We start from the raw sequence: 16,060 nt of genomic DNA, 5'->3' as shown, positions 1-16,060 counted from the left end.
CGCAACTTCCGCACGGGGGACCCGATGGGCACGACCAGGACCAGGACCAGCACGACCACCACCGCCACTTCGACGATCGTCTTCACCGAGGACGAGCTGTACCCGTACGTCACGCACGCGCCGACGCGCCGCTGGCTCACCGGCCCCGGCCTGCCGGCGACCGCGGGTGACGGCGGCCTGCTGACGTTCGAGGCGCTGCGCACGGACGGCCTGCGCACGGTCGGGGACTCCACGGGCGACCCCGACGGCCGTCTGGCGGCGGAGCTGCGCGACCGGCTGGTGATAGGCGGGCTCCTGGGCGCCGACGGCCGGGAGACGGAGTCCGTCCTGCTCGACGGCATGACGGGCGAGATCTCCACGACGTACTTCCTGCACGACCGCCCCGACCTGATGGACCTCCGCCCGCTCGCGCCCTCCCTGGAGAAGCTGGTGCGCTTCGCGACCGCGGTGGACGAACTGGCGGCCCTGCGCGGCCAGTTCGCCTGCTACGCGAGCCGGCTCGGGCCGAAGGCGGTGGCGGAGGCGTCCCGGCAGCTGCTGGCCGTCTTCGAGGAGGGCGCGAAGGACACGGGCGGCGCGTCCGGCCCCTTCTGGAAGCTGGCCGCGGTGATCCGCCCGCTGGCCCTGGTCGCGGGCCCCGGCACGACGTCCGGGCTGGCCCTGGACCTGCCGGTCCGCCTCCTGGACGAGGAGTTCGGCTCGGGCGAGGTCGTCCGCTTCGAGGACGTCGACTGCCCGAGGGCGCTCACGCACGCCCCGACCCGCCGCTTCCTGCGCGAGGTGGGCCTGCCGGAGGAGGTCGTCTGGTTCTCGCTGGAGACGGACATGCCGCTCCAGACCCTCGCCGAGTACTACGCGGACGACCGCGGCGGCGCCCTCACCGAGGACCGGCTGCCCGCGAACGCCGACCGGCTGATCCGGCTGGGCCGTCTCCTGGAGGACACCAGCCTGGTCGTCGACGGCGCCACGGGCGCGGTGCTGAGCTGGAGCGAGCCGGACCTCGGCCTGCGCCCGCTCAACGCCGACACCTCGACGCTGGCGTTCACCCTGTGGCTGATACGCCGTGAGCGGGCCCTGGACGCGGTGCACCGGCTGACCGATGCCTACGACCAGCTCGCCGAGACGATGTCCCGCACCCTGGCCGCGGTCGACCCGGTCGCCTGCGACCCGACCCCGGTGGCCGCCGTCCCCACGGACGACGGCCTGCGGTACTGGCCGGGCGTCTTCGAGGACGAGGCGGGCGGAGGCCTGTACGCGTAGCCCCGCGCCCACATCGATCGTCCTGCTCCACGGTCAGCCCTAGCGGCACCGGCTGACGTCGATCCGTACGACCTGCGGGTCGTGATCGCTGGCCTGGTCGGCGAACTCGGCGTTGATGTGCACCACGTCGTAGTCGTAGTGCGTGACGGCCGGGCTCGTGAGGATGTGGTCCAGGGTCTGCGAGTTGCCGTCGTAGACGTAGGTGTACCGCTCGGCGGCGGGCAGGGTGGTGATCAGCGGCTTGAGGACCTTGCCGGCCGTGAGGGTGGTGACGGTCTGCGAGAACTCGTAGTCGTTGAGGTCGCCGAGCACCACGGTCTTGGCGTTCTTGTCGGCCGCGAGCAGGGACTTGACGAAGGAGTTCACCTCGGCCGCCTGCGCCTGGCGCTGCGTCTCGGAGCTGCGCGACGGCGGCTGGTAGCGGCCGTGCAGGGGCTGGTCGCCGCCCTTGGAGGTGAAGTGGTTGGCGATCACGAAGACCGTCTCACCGTGGAAGACGAACTCGCCGACCAGCGGCTTGCGGCTGTTGTCCCAGGCGTCGGAGGCCGGGTCGATGCGCCCGGGGGAGGCGGTGAGCCGCACGCCCTTCCTGGTCTTCACCACGCTGGTGGCCGTGACGGCGTCACCGCCGGCCCGGTCGGTGAAGGAGACCCGCTTGGGGTTGAAGAGGAAGACCTGACGGATGTTGCCGCCGGGCTCGCCGCCGTCCTGGTTGTCGGTGGGGGCGATGTAGCGCCACTGGTAGCGGGGGCCGCCGGCGGCGCGGATGGCGTCGGTGAACCGCTTGAGGGTGGCCTCGGAGGTGACGGTGCCGTCGCTGGTGGCGCCGTTGTCGTCCTGGATCTCCTCCAGGGCGACGACGTCGGGGGAGTTGAGATTGACGGCGACACCGTGCGCGAGCCGGTCGATCTTCTCCTGGGCGTCCAGCGCGTCCAGGTTCTCCACGTTGTACGTGGCGACCGCGAGCTCGTCGCTCTTCTGCCGACGCGTCACTTCCTGCTTCAGCCCGTTGTCGACCAGGGTGCCGAGCTGCGTGGCCTGGACGTTGTAGCCGCCGTAGGTGGAGTAGTCGAGCGGCCCGGTGGTGGTGCCGGACAGTTCGTCGCCGACGTCGGCCGAGGGGAAGGAGGCGGTGGCGTCGAGCGACATGACCTCCAGCCGACCGGTGTTCGGCTGGTCGTAGGAGGAGTAGAGCGTCCCGCCGCGGGTCGTGGCGTTCTCGTCCGGCTTGACGGTCACCCACAGCTCGCCGTACGCGTCGCTCGCGCCGACGACACGGGCGTCGGAGAACGCGACCCGCATCCCCTCCGTCGACTCGTAGAAGTCCTGGGCGTACACGCCCGGTTCGAGCGCGAGCGACTCGATGCTGCCGCCACCGGCGGTGGGGATGTACGCGGCGGGCACGTCGGCGGCGTTCAGGGCGACGGCGGCGGGCAGCGCGTTGCCGCCGGACAGCACGGTCACGGTGGGCGCGGTGAGCTCGGTGACCGACTGGCTGGTGCTGCTCGGGTAGTACTCGCTGACCTTGCCGCCGACCAGCACGGAGTCACCGACGGTGACGGTGGGCGTGACGGAGCCGGTGTACACGAACACGCCCTCGCTGGTGCGGGAGTCGGCGTCCGCCGCCGGATCCTGGATCCAGTACCCCTTGGACCCGGAGGTCCGCACCCCGGTGACGATGCCCGGCACCCGGCTGACGGTCTGCCCGGCGAGCGGGGAGAGCCGGGTGGTGCCCTGGATGTCGTGGACGCGGACGGTACCGGGCGTGGTCGGATCGCCGTCACCGCCCCCGCCGCCGTCCCCCGAACCGGGCGTCTGTCCGGCGGAGTTGACGGGCGAGGGGGTGCCGGCCGACAGATCGACGGCGTTGTCGTCGGTGTCGCCCAGCGCGGCGCCCCGCGCGACGGCGGCGGTGTTGGAGGCCCCGGTGGCAGGCCCGCTGCCCTCCCGTACGAGGGCGCTGCCGTAACCGACCAGGTCGACGATCCGCCCGTCGGCGGCGCAGTCGGCGGCGGTCTTGCATGTCAGGGCGGTGGTGCCGGAGACGAGCGCGATGGTGCCGCTGGTGGCGCTCATGGCGACCGACCCGGTGGCGTCGGCGGTGGGCAGCGCGGTGCTCCCCCCGGTCCCGGCGGCCTCGGCGACGAGGAAACGCCCGCCGGGCGCGACGGCCCCGCTCAGCGCCGTGACCTGCCACAGCGAGGACGCCGAGGGCGTACCCGGCAGGTACTGCACGCTGTACCCGCCCAGGTCATAGGCGGCCGACCCCGCGTTGCCCAGCTCGACGAAGTCCCGGGTCAGGGTCGCCCCCGAGTTCCCGCCGCCGCCGTACACCTCGGAGATCACCGCGGTGGCGGACGGCGTCGCGTAGGCGGCGGGCAGCGAGGTGATGGCGAACGCGCTCGCCACACCCACGGATATGAGCGCGTAGGCGGCACGGCGGGGTCTGTTCCCTACGGATCTGGACACGCTGGAGATCTCCTCGTACGTCGTCGTGTACGGCCGGTGGCGGTGTGGGGGAGTCGGCTCAAGTTACGCGCGTAGAGAGGGGCTTGTTAAGGGGTCGTAGGTTAAATCGGGGGAACGGAAAGGTGTGTTGCTCCGGTGGGGGAGTGTGCGCCGCCGAAACAGGGAGGCCTGCCTGATGCCGATGGATCCGGTCTCACATGAGGTCACTGTCCCGAGCGGGCCGGTGAGTCTGGCCGGTTCCCTGACGCCGCCGGGCCGCGACGCGGGGTGGCCGGGCGCGGCCACGCCGGATGCGGTTGGGGCGGATGCCGCCAGGGCGGATCGGACGGGGGCGGATGCGGCTATGGCCGATACGGCTACGGCGGGGCATGGCCTGGGCGGCATGACCATGGCGGGTGAGGTCATGGCGGGCGTGGTCATGGTCGGTGGGTCCGGGCCGTCGGACCGGCACAACGACACATACTTTCCGCCGATCCGCCGATACCTCGTGGACGCCGGTATCGCCGTGTTGTCCTACGACAAACGCGGTGTCGGCGGATCCTCGGGCGAGTGGCGCGACGCGACCCTGGACGACCTGGCGGCCGACGCGGTCGCCGCGCTGGACTTCCTCCGTGCGCAACCCGGCGTGCGGCCGGAAGCGGCGGGCCTGTTCGGCCACAGCGAGGGCGGCTGGGTCGTGCTGCGCGCGGCAACCACCGCCCGGGTCGGCCCGCCCTGGGTGATCACCAACAGCTGCCCGGGGGTGACTCCGGCCGCCCAGGAACGCCACGCGCTGTCCAGCGCCCTGCGTGAGCGGCGATCAGCGCGGCAGGACGTCGACATCGACGGCTCCCTGGCCCTCTTCGACCGCCTCGTCGAAGCGGGCCGCCGGGGCGCCGGCTTCACGGAGGTGCAGCGCCTCGTCGAATCCGCTGGGAAGGCGGCCTGGTTGGGCGACTACTGGGCCGAAGTGGACGACCGGCTCTGGGAGTTCCTCAAGCGCAAGCAGGACCACGACCCCGTCCCGGACACACTGCGTCTACGCTGCCCGCACCTGGCGATCTTCGGCGGCGCTGACCCGCTGGTACCCGTCGCCGAGAGCATCCACCGGTTCGGCACCGCGGCCTGCCGCCCCGACCGCCACCACCGGGCAACGCTGACCACAGAGGTGTTCCCCGGCGCCGACCACCGCATCCGCCCGGCCCACGGCACCCGCCCGGCACCCGGTTACCTCACCGGCCTGACCCGGTGGATCACAGGCCACGCGGGCGGCCGGCAGCTCCTGTAGCACCCACCCGAGGGGGCCAATAGGCTGGTCGTAGGGGGTCGGCATGGTTCGATTCGAGGAGCTTCCATGAGGAAGAACGGAAAGGGCGCCTGGCGTGCGGCGGGACTCGTCACCGCACTGGCCACGGCCGCCGCGATCGCCTCCGTCGCACCGGTTCAGGCTCAGTCCACCGCTCAACTGTCCGCGTGGGTCAGCGACGGCTGGGGCGGCGGCACCATCACCAGCCAGCCCGCCGGCATCCACTGCCACCAGTCGGCGTGGGACCCGTACGCGACCGACCCCGAACCCCAGCCCTACCCGACCGGCACCTGCACCGCGAGCTTCGAGGTCGGCACGACGGTCACCTTCACCGCCACCCCCGACTCGGGTTCGCACACCAACGACGGCCCCACGCCGAACCCCGTCACCATCCGCACCGGTTACAACTTCACCTGGGTGATGTTCTGCCCGGACGGCGGCCTCTGCTCCGCAGGCTGACAACAGGGAGGGCGGCACCCCCTTGGGGGTACCGCCCTTCGTTCCCGTACGCGCGCTGGACCAGGCATGGCTGAGCGAACGGCCCTGGACGCTCGGGCACGGCGATGAATGAGACGGAAACTGAGACGGCCCTTGGGTCCCAGGCGGGGCGCGTACGGCGGTGAACGGGGCGCTAAATGGGTTGGTCGACGACCGCAATGGCCGCTCGCTATCAGCACATGGTCGATGCCGTCCGAAAGGGCATCGCGAGGCAGGTTGATGTTCTTATTTGGCAGCCGAGTAAGAGCGGCTCAGGCGGCGAGGAGGAAGGGCCGGCCAATAGCAGTCGCTGGGTAATAGTGAAACAGGCACGAGAGGGGCTGCGGCGGTGGCCTCACTCCGACCCCGTCTCGGGCGGCCTCGTCAACCGGCAGGTCGCCCGAGACCCGTAAGGCGTGGCGTAGTCGTCGAAGTCCGTTGGTGACGTGTTCAACCAACGAGGCTGTAGCAGATCCTGTGCAGTGTGGGGCTCCAGGAAAACGCGACGTCACAGTAGTACCTCGTCAGCGTCTTTCCTTCATTGTGTGCCGTGCAGAGGATGGCCCCAATCGGGTCCCTTGCAGGATTGGGGCACGGGGCCTTCGCTGAAATGGTCGGTACGGACGCCGTTGGAGACGCTGTGGCTGCAGTGGATGGGACAAGCACCATCAGAGACGCTGCCGCCGCCAGACCGACAATCAGTGCGAGGAACTGTTTGACTCTCATGATCTGGCCTCCTTCTCTGGGAGTCTGGGTCAAGTCTTAGATCGAAGATGTGGCCCAGTTGGTCATTTATGTAATTTCATGGTAGGTACCGAATCAACGCCTGTCATCTCGGTAGCCCTTGTTCAAAATTCCATCTCTTATGGCTCAAGTTGCTGTACATGCGCAATTATGCCGGATGTTTTCCTTGTGACTTGGTGTCAGCTGAGCAGCTCAACGCACCTCCCCATGTAGCTTTCTGGGGCGTATGAGTGTCACGATCCTCGCGGACATCAGTGTCTGATGAGCATTCAGGAATCGTGCGGGTGGGCGGCTGTGAACTGGGCTCCCGCGGGAACTGAGACGGACCACCAAAAGGGCGGCACCCCCGAAGGAGTGCCGCCCTCTCGTTCTGTCTGGTCAGGCCAGTCAGAGGCCGTGGCGGGAATTGAACCCACGTGCCTCGCTTTGCAGGCGAGTCCCTAAGCCACTCGGGCACACGGCCAGGTCGGGTGTGGGGGTGTCAGGCCCCGTTCCGAACTTGGTACGTCGACCGTACGGGTGGGGCGGGAAAGGGATCAAGGGGGACGCGGGGGCTGCAATGGGACTGCCACACGCCGTTCATGAAACGGGGGTGCGGGACGGTGGTCGTAGGACCATCGTCCCGGGCGCGGACCGTCTTCCGACAGGGGTCAAACTCGGTCGTGGACCTTACGCTGGCGACCATGGCTGCCCTCGAACCCCGCGACACCGGTGTCGCCGACGACGTCCTGTCCTGCGCCGCCGCGGAGCGGGACGGTGAGACCGACGAGACCGTCCTCGGGCGTTCCCACCGGGCCCTGACCATCGGGATCGTCTCCGTGGTGCTGCTCATCGCCTTCGAGGCGACCGCCGTGGGGACCGCGATGCCGGTCGCGGCGCGGGAGCTCGACGGGGTGGCGTTGTACGCGTTCGCGTTCTCCGGCTACTTCACCACCAGCCTGTTCGGGATGGTGTTCGCCGGGCAGTGGTCGGACCGGCGGGGCCCGCTCGGGGCGCTGGGCGGCGGCATCGCGGCCTTCGCGGCCGGGCTGCTCCTCTCCGGGAGCGCCGGGGGCATGTGGGTGTTCATCCTCGGGCGGGCCGTGCAGGGGCTCGGCGGGGGGCTGGTGATCGTGGCCCTGTACGTCGTCGTCGGGCGGGCCTATCCGGAGCGGCTGCGGCCCGCGATCATGGCCGCGTTCGCCGCCTGCTGGGTCGTGCCGTCCGTGGTCGGGCCGCTGGCCGCCGGCGCGGTGACCGAGCGGCTGGGGTGGCGGTGGGTCTTCCTCGGGATACCCGCCCTCGTGGTGCTTCCGCTCGCGCTCGCGCTGCCCCAGATACGGCGGCGGGCGAGCGGGCCGGTGGCGGGCACGGCACCCGGCGCCTTCGACCGGCGGCGGATCCGGCTCGCCCTCGGGATCTCCCTCGGTGCCGGACTGCTCCAGTACGCCGCCCAGGATCTGCGGCCGGTCTCCCTCGTCCCCGGCGCCGCGGGACTCGCGCTGCTCGTGCCCGCCGTGCTCGGGCTGCTGCCGCGCGGCACCTGGCGGGCGGCCCGCGGGCTGCCGTCCGTCGTGCTGCTGCGCGGGGTGGCCGCGGGTTCCTTCATCGCCGCCGAGTCCTTCGTGCCGCTGATGCTCGTGACGCAGCGGGGGCTGAGCCCGACGCTTGCCGGGTTCTCGCTCGCGGCCGGCGGGGCGACCTGGGCGTTGGGGTCGTGGGTGCAGTCACGGCCGTGGGCGGTGCCGTACCGGGAGCGGCTGATGGCGCTCGGGATGGTGCTGGCGGCCGCCGCGATCGCCGCGGCGCCCAGTGTCCTGCTCCCTTCCGTGCCGGTCTGGACCGTGGCCGTCGCGTGGGGCTTCGGATGCCTGGGGATGGGGCTGGTGATCTCCTCCAGCAGCGTGCTGCTGTTGCAGCTGTCCGCCCCTGAGGAGGCCGGGGCGAACTCCGCCGCCCTGCAGATCTCGGACGGGCTGTCCAACGTCCTGCTGCTGGCCGCGGGAGGCGCCGCTTTCGCGGCGCTCGGCGGCGGGAGCGTGGCGCACGCGACGGCGGCCACGACGGCGGCCACGACGTCCGGTGGTTCACATCCGGCCGCCTTCGCCGCCGTCTTCCTGCCGATGGCGGCCGTCGCGCTGTTCGGGGCCTGGGTGACGACGCGGCTGCGGACGGAATCGCGCTGACACCACGTGGTACCGGGCGGAATCGCGATGACACCACGTGGTACCGGACGGTACCGTCGCGGCATGGCCGGACTGAACCTGCGCTTCACGGACGAGGAACTCGACGCCCTGCGTGAGCGCGCACAGGCGGAGGGACGCAGCATGCAGGCCTTCGCGCACGACGCGGTGATCAAGGCCGTGAACGAGCACGCGCGGCTCTTCGAAGAGGCCGCCGAGCACGTGCTGAAGGCCAGCGCCGAGTTGAACCGGAGGCTCGCCTGATGCACCACCTCACCCTGTCCGAGCTGCTGAACCTCACCCAGCGCCTCGGGGCGGACGAGGTGCGCGACTACGGACTGCTGGACTCCGCGCTGGCCCGCCCCCGGGCGAGTGTGTTCGGGCAGGACGCGTACCCGGACGTATGGCGCAAGGCCGCGGCGCTGATGGAGTCCCTGGCCCGCAACCACGGCCTCGTCGACGGCAACAAGCGCATCGCCTGGTACGCGACCTGGGTCTATCTGCACCTGGACGGTCATCCACTGGCTGTGGACTTCGATGTGGACGAGGCCGAGCGGTTCGTGCTGGACGTGTGCCAGGGCGCCCTCGACGTGCCCGGGATCGCGGCCCGGTTGCCGCGCTTCGCCCGCTGATCCGGCGCCGCCCGTCTTCTGTGACCTCGATCCCACCCGCACACGACCCGCCCTCGTTCGCTCGTTGACGGCGTCGGGCCGCCGGTAGGGTGGCCCGGTTGTCATACGTAGCCGACAGCCCCACCGCCCCGTCCGACGCGCTTCGCGCGGCCCCTCTGATTCGACCCCGAACCCGGAGACCGTGACTACCACCGCCGCTTCCTCCACCTCCCACTCCCACCACCTGTCACCGGCCTTCCCGGGCCGAGCCCCCTGGGGCACCGCGAGCAAGCTGCGGGCCTGGCAGCAGGGGGCGATGGAGAAGTACCTCCAGGAGCAGCCGCGCGACTTCCTCGCCGTCGCCACGCCCGGCGCCGGCAAGACGACCTTCGCGCTGACCCTCGCCTCCTGGCTGCTGCACCACCATGTCGTGCAGCAGGTGACCGTGGTCGCGCCGACCGAGCATCTGAAGAAGCAGTGGGCGGAGGCGGCCGCGCGGATAGGGATCCGGCTGGACCCCGAGTACAGCGCGGGCCCGCTCAGCAAGGACTACCACGGCGTCGCCGTGACGTACGCGGGTGTCGGCGTCCGCCCGATGCTGCACCGCAACCGGAGCGAACAGCGCAAGACCCTCGTCATCCTCGACGAGATCCACCACGCCGGTGACTCCAAGTCCTGGGGCGAGGCCTGCCTCGAGGCCTTCGAACCCGCGACCCGTCGCCTCGCGCTCACCGGCACGCCGTTCCGCTCCGACACCAATCCCATCCCCTTCGTGACGTACGAGGAGGGCAACGACGGGATCCGGCGCTCGGCCGCCGACTACACGTACGGCTACGGGTCCGCGCTCGCCGACCAGGTCGTCCGGCCCGTCATCTTCCTCTCCTACAGCGGCAACATGCGCTGGCGGACCAAGGCGGGCGACGAGATCGCGGCGCGGCTCGGCGAGCCGATGACCAAGGACGCGATCAGCCAGGCCTGGCGTACGGCGCTGGATCCGCGCGGCGAGTGGATGCCGAGCGTCCTGCGCGCCGCCGACCAGCGGCTCACCGAGGTCAGGAAGGCCATCCCGGACGCCGGCGCGCTCGTCATCGCCTCCGACCAGGACTCCGCCCGCGCCTACGCCAAGCTGATCCGGGAGATCACCGGGACGAAGGCGACGCTCGTCCTGTCCGACGACACCGGCGCGTCCAGCCGCATCGACGACTTCAGTGGCGGCAACGACCGCTGGATGGTCGCGGTGCGGATGGTGTCGGAAGGCGTCGACGTGCCGCGGCTCGCCGTCGGGGTGTACGCGACGACCATCTCCACGCCCCTCTTCTTCGCCCAGGCCGTAGGGCGCTTCGTGCGATCCAGGCGGCGCGGCGAGACCGCCTCCGTCTTCCTCCCGACCGTGCCCGACCTGCTCACCTTCGCCAACGAGATGGAGGTGGAGCGCGACCACGTCCTCGACAAGCCCAAGAAGGAGGGCGAGGAGGATCCGTACGCCGAGTCCGAGCAGGAGATGGACGAGGCGAACAAGGAGCAGGACGAGGACACCGGCGAGCAGGAGCAGTTCGCCTTCGAGGCGCTGGAGTCCGAGGCCGTCTTCGACCGGGTCATGTACAACGGCGCCGAGTTCGGCATGCAGGCCCACCCGGGAAGCGAGGAGGAGCAGGACTACCTCGGCATTCCGGGTCTGCTGGAGCCCGACCAGGTGCAGATGCTGCTCCAGAAGCGGCAGGCCAAGCAGATCGCGCACAGCCGCAAGAAGCCGGACACCGAGGCCGATCTGCTGGAGCTGCCCGCCGAGCGGCGGCCGGTCGTCTCGCACAAGGAGCTGATGGAGCTGCGCAAGCAGCTCAACACGATGGTCGGGGCGTACGTCCACCAGAGCGGCAAGCCGCACGGGGTGATCCACACCGAGCTGCGGCGGGTGTGCGGTGGTCCGCCGAGCGCGGAGGCGACGGCGGGACAGCTGCGCCAGCGCATCGCCAAGGTGCAGGAGTGGGCGACCCGGATGAAGTGAGGTCCTGGTCGGTGATCCGCGCCCCCTGGCCCCTGACAGGGGCGCGAGCCATGGCGTCACGCTCCGTACGTATCGGGATAAATGCAAGTAGTCCATCCCGGCCAATGACCGGATTCTGGACGGAGCCTTCCGCTCAGCGAACCTGCTTCGCTACTGTCCCGCTACGCACACGCCCCGTGGCAGCGCCGCCGCGGAGCGCAGCCGTGAAGCGACTGGGCCCGGACACGCCGGGCCCATTTGTCGATCGGCGGCCTCTGAAGCGCGTCACTGACGGGACTCGGTGACGCATCCGCCGCGACGGAGGTTGCCGACCTCACCACTTAAGGAGTGGGCGTCGTGACCGCGGAGACCTCCCAGACGCTCGATCGAGGGCTGAAGGTCCTCAAGCTGCTGGCCGATACCGACCACGGGCTGACCGTCACCGAACTTTCCAACAAACTGGGCGTCAACCGGACCGTTGTGTACCGGTTGCTCGCCACACTGGAGCAGCACGCACTCGTACGGCGTGACCTGGGCGGGCGAGCCAGGGTCGGCCTCGGGGTGCTGAGGCTCGGCCGCCAGGTGCATCCGCTGGTGCGGGAGGCCGCGCTGCCCGCACTGCGGTCGCTGGCCGAGGACATAGGCGCGACCGCGCATCTGACCCTGGTGGACGGGACGGAGGCGCTCGCCGTCGCCGTCGTCGAGCCGACCTGGACGGACTACCACGTGGCCTACCGGGCCGGGTTCCGCCACCCGCTGGACCGGGGCGCCGCCGGCCGGGCGATCCTCTTCGCACGGCAGAACCCGGCGCGTCCGGCGGACGAACCCGGCTACACGCTGACGCACGGAGAGCTGGAGGCCGGCGCGAGCGGAGCCGCGGCTCCGCTGCTGGGCGTGACCGGCGTCGAGGGCAGCGTGGGCGTGGTGATGCTGGCCGACGCGGTGCCCGAGCGGGTGGGGCCACGGGTCGTGGACGCGGCGCGGGAGGTGGCGGAGGCCCTGCGCTGACGACGCACCGCGCCGAAGCCCGGCGCTGACGCCGGGAGGGGCTCGCGGTCGGCCGGACGACATCCAGCCGCGAGCCGGAACACGTCGTCACGTTAGATTGACCTCGTGCTCTCACGCCTCTCGCGCCCCAAGGCCCTCACCGTCTGCGCTCTGCCGCTCGTGGCGCTGCTCGCGACGGCCGCGTTCGCGCCGCTGCCGTTCTCGGTGGCGCAGCCGGGCATGACGGCGAACGTCCTCGGCGAGAACAAGGGCACCCCGGTCATCACGATCACCGGCGCGCCCGTCCGGAGCACGAGCGGGCAGCTGCGGATGACGACGATCGAGGCGACCAACCCCGACACCGAGGTCAGGCTCTCCGACGTCGTCGACGGCTGGTTCCGTGCCGACCAGGCGATCATGCCGCGCGACTCCGTCTACCCCAGCGGGGAGAGCACCAAGGAGATCGAGCAGCACAACACCGAGCAGATGCGGCAGTCCCAGGACGCCGCGACCGAGGCCGCGCTGAAGTACCTCGACCGTACCGACGACGGCATCAAGGTCACGCTGAGGCTGTCCGACGTGGGCGGCCCCAGCGCCGGGCTGCTGTTCTCGCTCGGCATCGTCGACAAGCTGGACGGCGACGGCAGCGGCGGCGACCTCACCGGCGGTCGCACGATCGCCGGCACCGGGACCATCGAGGCCGACGGCACGGTCGGCGCGGTCGGCGGCGTGGCCCTGAAGACGCAGGCCGCCCGGCGCGACGGGGCGACCGTCTTCCTGGTGCCGAAGGCCGAGTGCGCCGACGCCAAGGCCGAACTGCCCAAGGGCCTCCGCCTGATCCCGGTCACCACCCTGAAGAGCACGGTGACCGCACTGACGGCCCTGGAGAAGGGGAAGGGCTCGGTCCCGAGCTGTTAGCGGCCACTACCAGGCGACGGCCGGGTGTTCGCGTCGACTGACCGGGCCGTAAGGCCCCCGTGGCTTCGCTACTTGACGAACCCTTCCTGCTTCATCCAGTCCAGGGCCACCTGGTGGGGGTCCTCGCCGTCGACGTCCACCTTGGCGTTGAGGTCCTGGGCCACCGTGTTGTCCAGCTTCTTCGTCACCGGGTCGATGACCTTCGCGATCGCCGGCCACTTCTTCAGCGTCTTGGAGTTGATCACCGGAGCCGCGTTGTAGTTGGGGAAGAACTTCTTGTCGTCGGCCATCACCACCAGGTTCATGGACTTGATGCGCCCGTCGGTCGTGAAGACCTCCCCGTAGGTGCAACTCCCCTTCTGGACCTGGGTGTAGATGATCCCGGTGTCCATCTGCGTGATCTGTGACGCCGACACGGACATCCCGTACGCCTTCTCCATGCCGGGCAGTCCGTCCGCGCGGTTGGCGAACTCGCTCTCCACGCAGAGCGTCACGGCCTTCGGTTCGGACTTCGACAGGGCGGCCACCTGCGACAGTGTCCTGGTGCCGTACTTCTTGAAGTTGGCCTGGTTCATGGCCAGCGCGTAGGTGTTGTTCAGCCGCGACGGAGGCAGCCAGGTGACGTTGTTCTTCAGGTCGGCGTCGTGCACGGCCTGCCACTGCTGCTGCGGATCGGGGATGGGCTTGCTGTTGCCCTGGTAGGTGATCCAGGCGGTGCCCGTGTACTCGTACATGCCGTCGGCGTCGCCGTTCCTGATCGCCTCGCGCGAGCCGATGGAGCCCTGGATGCCGGTGCGGTCCAGGACGTCCGCGCCGGCCGCCTGGAAGGCGATGCCCATCATCGCGCCGAGGATGAGGTTCTCGGTGAACGACTTGGACGTCACGGTGAGATGCGCGCCCTTGAGCGGCTCGCCCTGTCCGATCGACCCGGGTGAGACGTCGTCGACCATGGGGGAGCCGCTGGTGAGCCCGCACCCGGTCAGTCCGTAGCCGGTCAGCGCGCAGCCGGTCAGTGCCGCCAGGGCCCCGGCGGTCGCCAGGCGGTAACGCTTCACGAGTCCACCTCCAGCCCCCGCGGCCGCAGCAGCACTTCCGCCAGCGAGGCCAGCCAGTCGACGAGCAGCGCCAGCGAGACGGTGAGGATCGAGCCCAGCACCAGCACCGGCATGCGCTGGTTGGTGATGCCGGTGGTGATCAGCACGCCCAGGCCGCCGCCCCCGCCGAAGGTCGCCAGGGTCGCCGTGCCGACGTTGAGGACGAGGGCCGTCCGCACGCCGGCCAGGATCAGCGGGACGGCCAGCGGCAGCTCGACCTTGCGCAGCACGCCAACCGCGGACATCCCGATGCCGCGGGCCGCCTCCAGCAGCGTCGGGTCGTTCGACTTCAGGCCGGCGATGGTGTTGGCGAGCACCGGCAGGATGGCGTAGGCGATGATGCCGATCAGGGCGGCTTTCGTGCCCGTGCCCAGCCAGATCACCAGCAGGGCGAGCAGACCGATCGCGGGGGTCGCCTGTCCCATGTTGGCGATGGCCATCGCGAACGGCGTGGCTCTGCGCAGCGAACCCCGGGTCAGCAGGATGCCGAGCGGGATGGCGATGATCAGCACGAAGAAGGTGGAGATCACCGTGAGCTGCACCTGCTGCCACAGCGCCTTCGACACCTGCCCGTTCGACAGCGCGTTCTCGGAGATCGGGTCCAGGTCCGCCTGCTGGAACCACAGCCAGGTCGCGAGCAGCAGGGCGACGAGGAAGGCGGGCAGGAAGGTCAGCTTCTGCCAGGTGAGGCGGCGGCGGGGCGGCGCCGGGGGCGGGGTCCTGGCCTCCTTCGGCTCGTCCTCGGCCTCGCCCAGCGGCCCGGTTCTCCCGTCCGGGCCGCCGCTCTTGTCCAGGTCGGGAGTGCTCATGCCTTCGCCTCCCCGCCCGGGCCCTCCTGTTCCGCGTGCGTCTGCGCGGCCCGGGCCTCCTCCAGCTCGTGTTGCGCCTCCAGCGCCTCCAGCCGGTCGGCCTCCAGCAGCTCGTGCACGGAGTTCAGCAGCGTCTCCATGTCGACGACCCCGGTGTACTCGCCCCGCCGCCCGGTGACCACGACCCGCCCGGTGTTGTCCGTGAGCACCGCCTCCAGCGCGTCCCGCAGGGTGGCGTCCCGGGTCACGGTGTCGCTGACCAGGGTTCCGGCCCGCGCCAGGGAGCCTCTGGCCCGCATCAGGTCCCCGCGGCGCAGCCACTTGTAGGGCCGTCCGCGCTGGTCGAGGAGCAGGATCTCGTTCGTGCCGCTGGAGCGGAGCTTGTTGAAGATGGTCTGGAGCGGGTCGTCGACGGTCACCGTCGGGTAGTCGGTGATCTCCACGTCCCGTACCCGGCTCAGGTTGAGCCGCTTCAGCGCCGCCCCCGCCCCCACGAACCCGGACACGAAGTCGTCGGCGGGGTTGGTGAGGATCGCCTCCGGGGTGTCGAACTGGGCGATGTGCGAGCGTTCGCGCAGCACCGCGATCCGGTCGCCCAGTTTGATCGCCTCGTCGAAGTCGTGGGTGACGAACACGATCGTCTTGTGCAGCTCGTGCTGGAGCCGGATCAGCTCGTCCTGGAGGTGGTCGCGGGTGATCGGGTCGACCGCCCCGAACGGCTCGTCCATCAGCAGGACGGGCGGGTCCGCCGCCAACGCCCGTGCCACACCGACCCGTTGCTGCTGGCCGCCGGACAGTTGGCGCGGATAGCGGCCGTGGAACTCGCCGGGGTCGAGCCCGACCAGGTCGAGCATCTCCTCCACCCGGTCCCGGATCCGCCCCTTCGACCAGCCGATCATCTTCGGCACGAGCGCGATGTTCTGCGCGACCGTCATGTGCGGGAAGAGCCCGGACGACTGGATCGCGTACCCGACCTTGCGGCGCAGCTTCACCGGGTCGATGTCGGTGACGTCCTCGCCGTCGATCCGGATCCGGCCGCCGCTCGGCTCGATCAGTCGGTTGATCATCTTCAGCGTGGTCGACTTCCCGCAGCCCGACGGGCCGACGAAGATGACGGTCTCGCCCGCCTTGATCTCCATGGTGACGTTGTCGACGGCGGGGTGGGGACTGCCCGGATAGCGCTTGGTGAGATTCACCAGCTCGATCGTCGCGCCGTGGGCGTCACCCCCGGACTCGGTCTCGGACACGGATCCCCCTGGG

At 70.5% G+C, this 16,060-nt stretch carries 13 protein-coding genes, 1 tRNA gene and 1 pseudogene; 10 read left to right on the top strand and 5 right to left on the bottom strand.

What is annotated here, in order from left to right; all coding sequences use genetic code 11:
* Positions 1-24: 24 nt before the first annotated feature.
* The gene (locus tag ACIRPU_RS36655; protein ID WP_403875180.1) at positions 25-1,260 is read left to right on the top strand and encodes an SUKH-4 family immunity protein; all 1,236 of its coding nucleotides are present in this window, start codon (positions 25-27) and stop codon (positions 1,258-1,260) included.
* A 39-nt stretch (positions 1,261-1,299) separates the two neighbouring features.
* On the opposite strand, the gene ACIRPU_RS36650 is transcribed toward ACIRPU_RS36655, so the two are convergent.
* The gene (locus ACIRPU_RS36650; RefSeq protein ID WP_403875274.1) at positions 1,300-3,675 is read right to left on the bottom strand and encodes a lamin tail domain-containing protein; all 2,376 of its coding nucleotides are present in this window, start codon (positions 3,673-3,675) and stop codon (positions 1,300-1,302) included.
* 397 nt (positions 3,676-4,072) lie between these two features.
* On the opposite strand from ACIRPU_RS36650, the gene ACIRPU_RS36645 reads away from it, so the two are divergent.
* The 3 genes and pseudogenes from ACIRPU_RS36645 to ACIRPU_RS36635 all read left to right on the top strand — a co-directional run.
* Entirely contained in the window at positions 4,073-4,996 is a 924-nt protein-coding gene (locus ACIRPU_RS36645) for an alpha/beta hydrolase family protein (protein WP_403875178.1), read from the top strand.
* Between the two features lie 66 nt (positions 4,997-5,062).
* Positions 5,063-5,473 carry a hypothetical protein gene (locus ACIRPU_RS36640; RefSeq protein WP_403875176.1) on the top strand — a complete coding sequence of 137 codons (411 nt, stop codon included), beginning with the start codon at positions 5,063-5,065 and terminating at the stop codon, positions 5,471-5,473.
* A 176-nt stretch (positions 5,474-5,649) separates the two neighbouring features.
* Positions 5,650-5,784 (top strand): annotated as a pseudogene (locus ACIRPU_RS36635) (site-specific integrase); the annotation flags it as partial.
* 842 nt (positions 5,785-6,626) lie between these two features.
* Here ACIRPU_RS36635 and ACIRPU_RS36630 read toward each other — a convergent pair.
* A tRNA-Cys gene (locus ACIRPU_RS36630) sits at positions 6,627-6,698 on the bottom strand.
* A 220-nt stretch (positions 6,699-6,918) separates the two neighbouring features.
* On the opposite strand from ACIRPU_RS36630, the gene ACIRPU_RS36625 reads away from it, so the two are divergent.
* The 6 genes from ACIRPU_RS36625 to ACIRPU_RS36600 all read left to right on the top strand — a co-directional run bounded on the left by ACIRPU_RS36625 (position 6,919) and on the right by ACIRPU_RS36600 (position 12,897).
* A complete protein-coding gene (locus ACIRPU_RS36625; protein WP_403875174.1) occupies positions 6,919-8,400 on the top strand; it encodes an MFS transporter in 1,482 nt (493 codons plus the stop codon).
* A gap of 63 nt (positions 8,401-8,463) precedes the next feature.
* Positions 8,464-8,661, top strand: a complete 198-nt coding sequence (locus ACIRPU_RS36620) for a hypothetical protein (protein ID WP_384120081.1) — start codon at positions 8,464-8,466, stop codon at positions 8,659-8,661.
* On the top strand, positions 8,661-9,029 hold the full coding sequence (locus ACIRPU_RS36615; RefSeq protein ID WP_384120079.1) for a type II toxin-antitoxin system death-on-curing family toxin: 369 nt from the start codon (positions 8,661-8,663) through the stop codon (positions 9,027-9,029). Before ACIRPU_RS36620 ends, ACIRPU_RS36615 begins: the two co-directional genes overlap by 1 nt.
* 181 nt (positions 9,030-9,210) lie before the next feature.
* Entirely contained in the window at positions 9,211-11,013 is a 1,803-nt protein-coding gene (locus ACIRPU_RS36610) for a DEAD/DEAH box helicase (RefSeq protein WP_403875173.1), read from the top strand.
* 336 nt (positions 11,014-11,349) lie between these two features.
* The gene (locus ACIRPU_RS36605; protein WP_020132430.1) at positions 11,350-12,000 is read left to right on the top strand and encodes an IclR family transcriptional regulator; all 651 of its coding nucleotides are present in this window, start codon (positions 11,350-11,352) and stop codon (positions 11,998-12,000) included.
* A gap of 105 nt (positions 12,001-12,105) precedes the next feature.
* Positions 12,106-12,897: a S16 family serine protease gene (locus ACIRPU_RS36600; protein WP_403875171.1), complete on the top strand. Its 792-nt coding sequence runs from the start codon at positions 12,106-12,108 to the stop codon at positions 12,895-12,897.
* A 68-nt stretch (positions 12,898-12,965) separates the two neighbouring features.
* Here the strand turns inward: ACIRPU_RS36600 and ACIRPU_RS36595 are convergent, their stop codons facing one another.
* From ACIRPU_RS36595 to ACIRPU_RS36585, 3 genes are read right to left on the bottom strand one after another with little or no spacing between them, the layout of a single operon-like run.
* Positions 12,966-13,952 (bottom strand): glycine betaine ABC transporter substrate-binding protein, encoded by a 987-nt coding sequence (locus ACIRPU_RS36595; RefSeq protein ID WP_403875169.1) that lies wholly within the window; start codon positions 13,950-13,952, stop codon positions 12,966-12,968.
* Positions 13,949-14,800 (bottom strand): ABC transporter permease, encoded by an 852-nt coding sequence (locus tag ACIRPU_RS36590; protein ID WP_403875167.1) that lies wholly within the window; start codon positions 14,798-14,800, stop codon positions 13,949-13,951. Before ACIRPU_RS36590 ends, ACIRPU_RS36595 begins: the two co-directional genes overlap by 4 nt.
* A complete protein-coding gene (locus ACIRPU_RS36585) occupies positions 14,797-16,047 on the bottom strand; it encodes a betaine/proline/choline family ABC transporter ATP-binding protein (RefSeq protein ID WP_403875165.1) in 1,251 nt (416 codons plus the stop codon). Before ACIRPU_RS36585 ends, ACIRPU_RS36590 begins: the two co-directional genes overlap by 4 nt.
* Between the last annotated feature and the right edge of the window lie 13 nt (positions 16,048-16,060).

The organism is Streptomyces sp. NPDC102259, assembly GCF_044766465.1.
GTDB lineage: Bacteria > Actinomycetota > Actinomycetes > Streptomycetales > Streptomycetaceae > Streptomyces.
Note: the sequence above shows the minus strand (reverse complement) of the source record. Positions and strands in the feature narration are given on the sequence as shown.

Excerpts from the sequence above, each read along its gene's own strand:
- ACIRPU_RS36655 (WP_403875180.1), top strand. The coding sequence starts at position 25 with ATGGGCACGACCAGGACCAGGACCAGCACGACCACCACCGCCACTTCG.
- ACIRPU_RS36645 (WP_403875178.1), top strand. The coding sequence starts at position 4,073 with ATGGCCGATACGGCTACGGCGGGGCATGGCCTGGGCGGCATGACCATG.
- ACIRPU_RS36640 (WP_403875176.1), top strand. The coding sequence starts at position 5,063 with ATGAGGAAGAACGGAAAGGGCGCCTGGCGTGCGGCGGGACTCGTCACC.
- ACIRPU_RS36625 (WP_403875174.1), top strand. The coding sequence starts at position 6,919 with ATGGCTGCCCTCGAACCCCGCGACACCGGTGTCGCCGACGACGTCCTG.
- ACIRPU_RS36620 (WP_384120081.1), top strand. The coding sequence starts at position 8,464 with ATGGCCGGACTGAACCTGCGCTTCACGGACGAGGAACTCGACGCCCTG.
- ACIRPU_RS36615 (WP_384120079.1), top strand. The coding sequence starts at position 8,661 with ATGCACCACCTCACCCTGTCCGAGCTGCTGAACCTCACCCAGCGCCTC.
- ACIRPU_RS36590 (WP_403875167.1), bottom strand. The coding sequence starts at position 14,800 with ATGAGCACTCCCGACCTGGACAAGAGCGGCGGCCCGGACGGGAGAACC.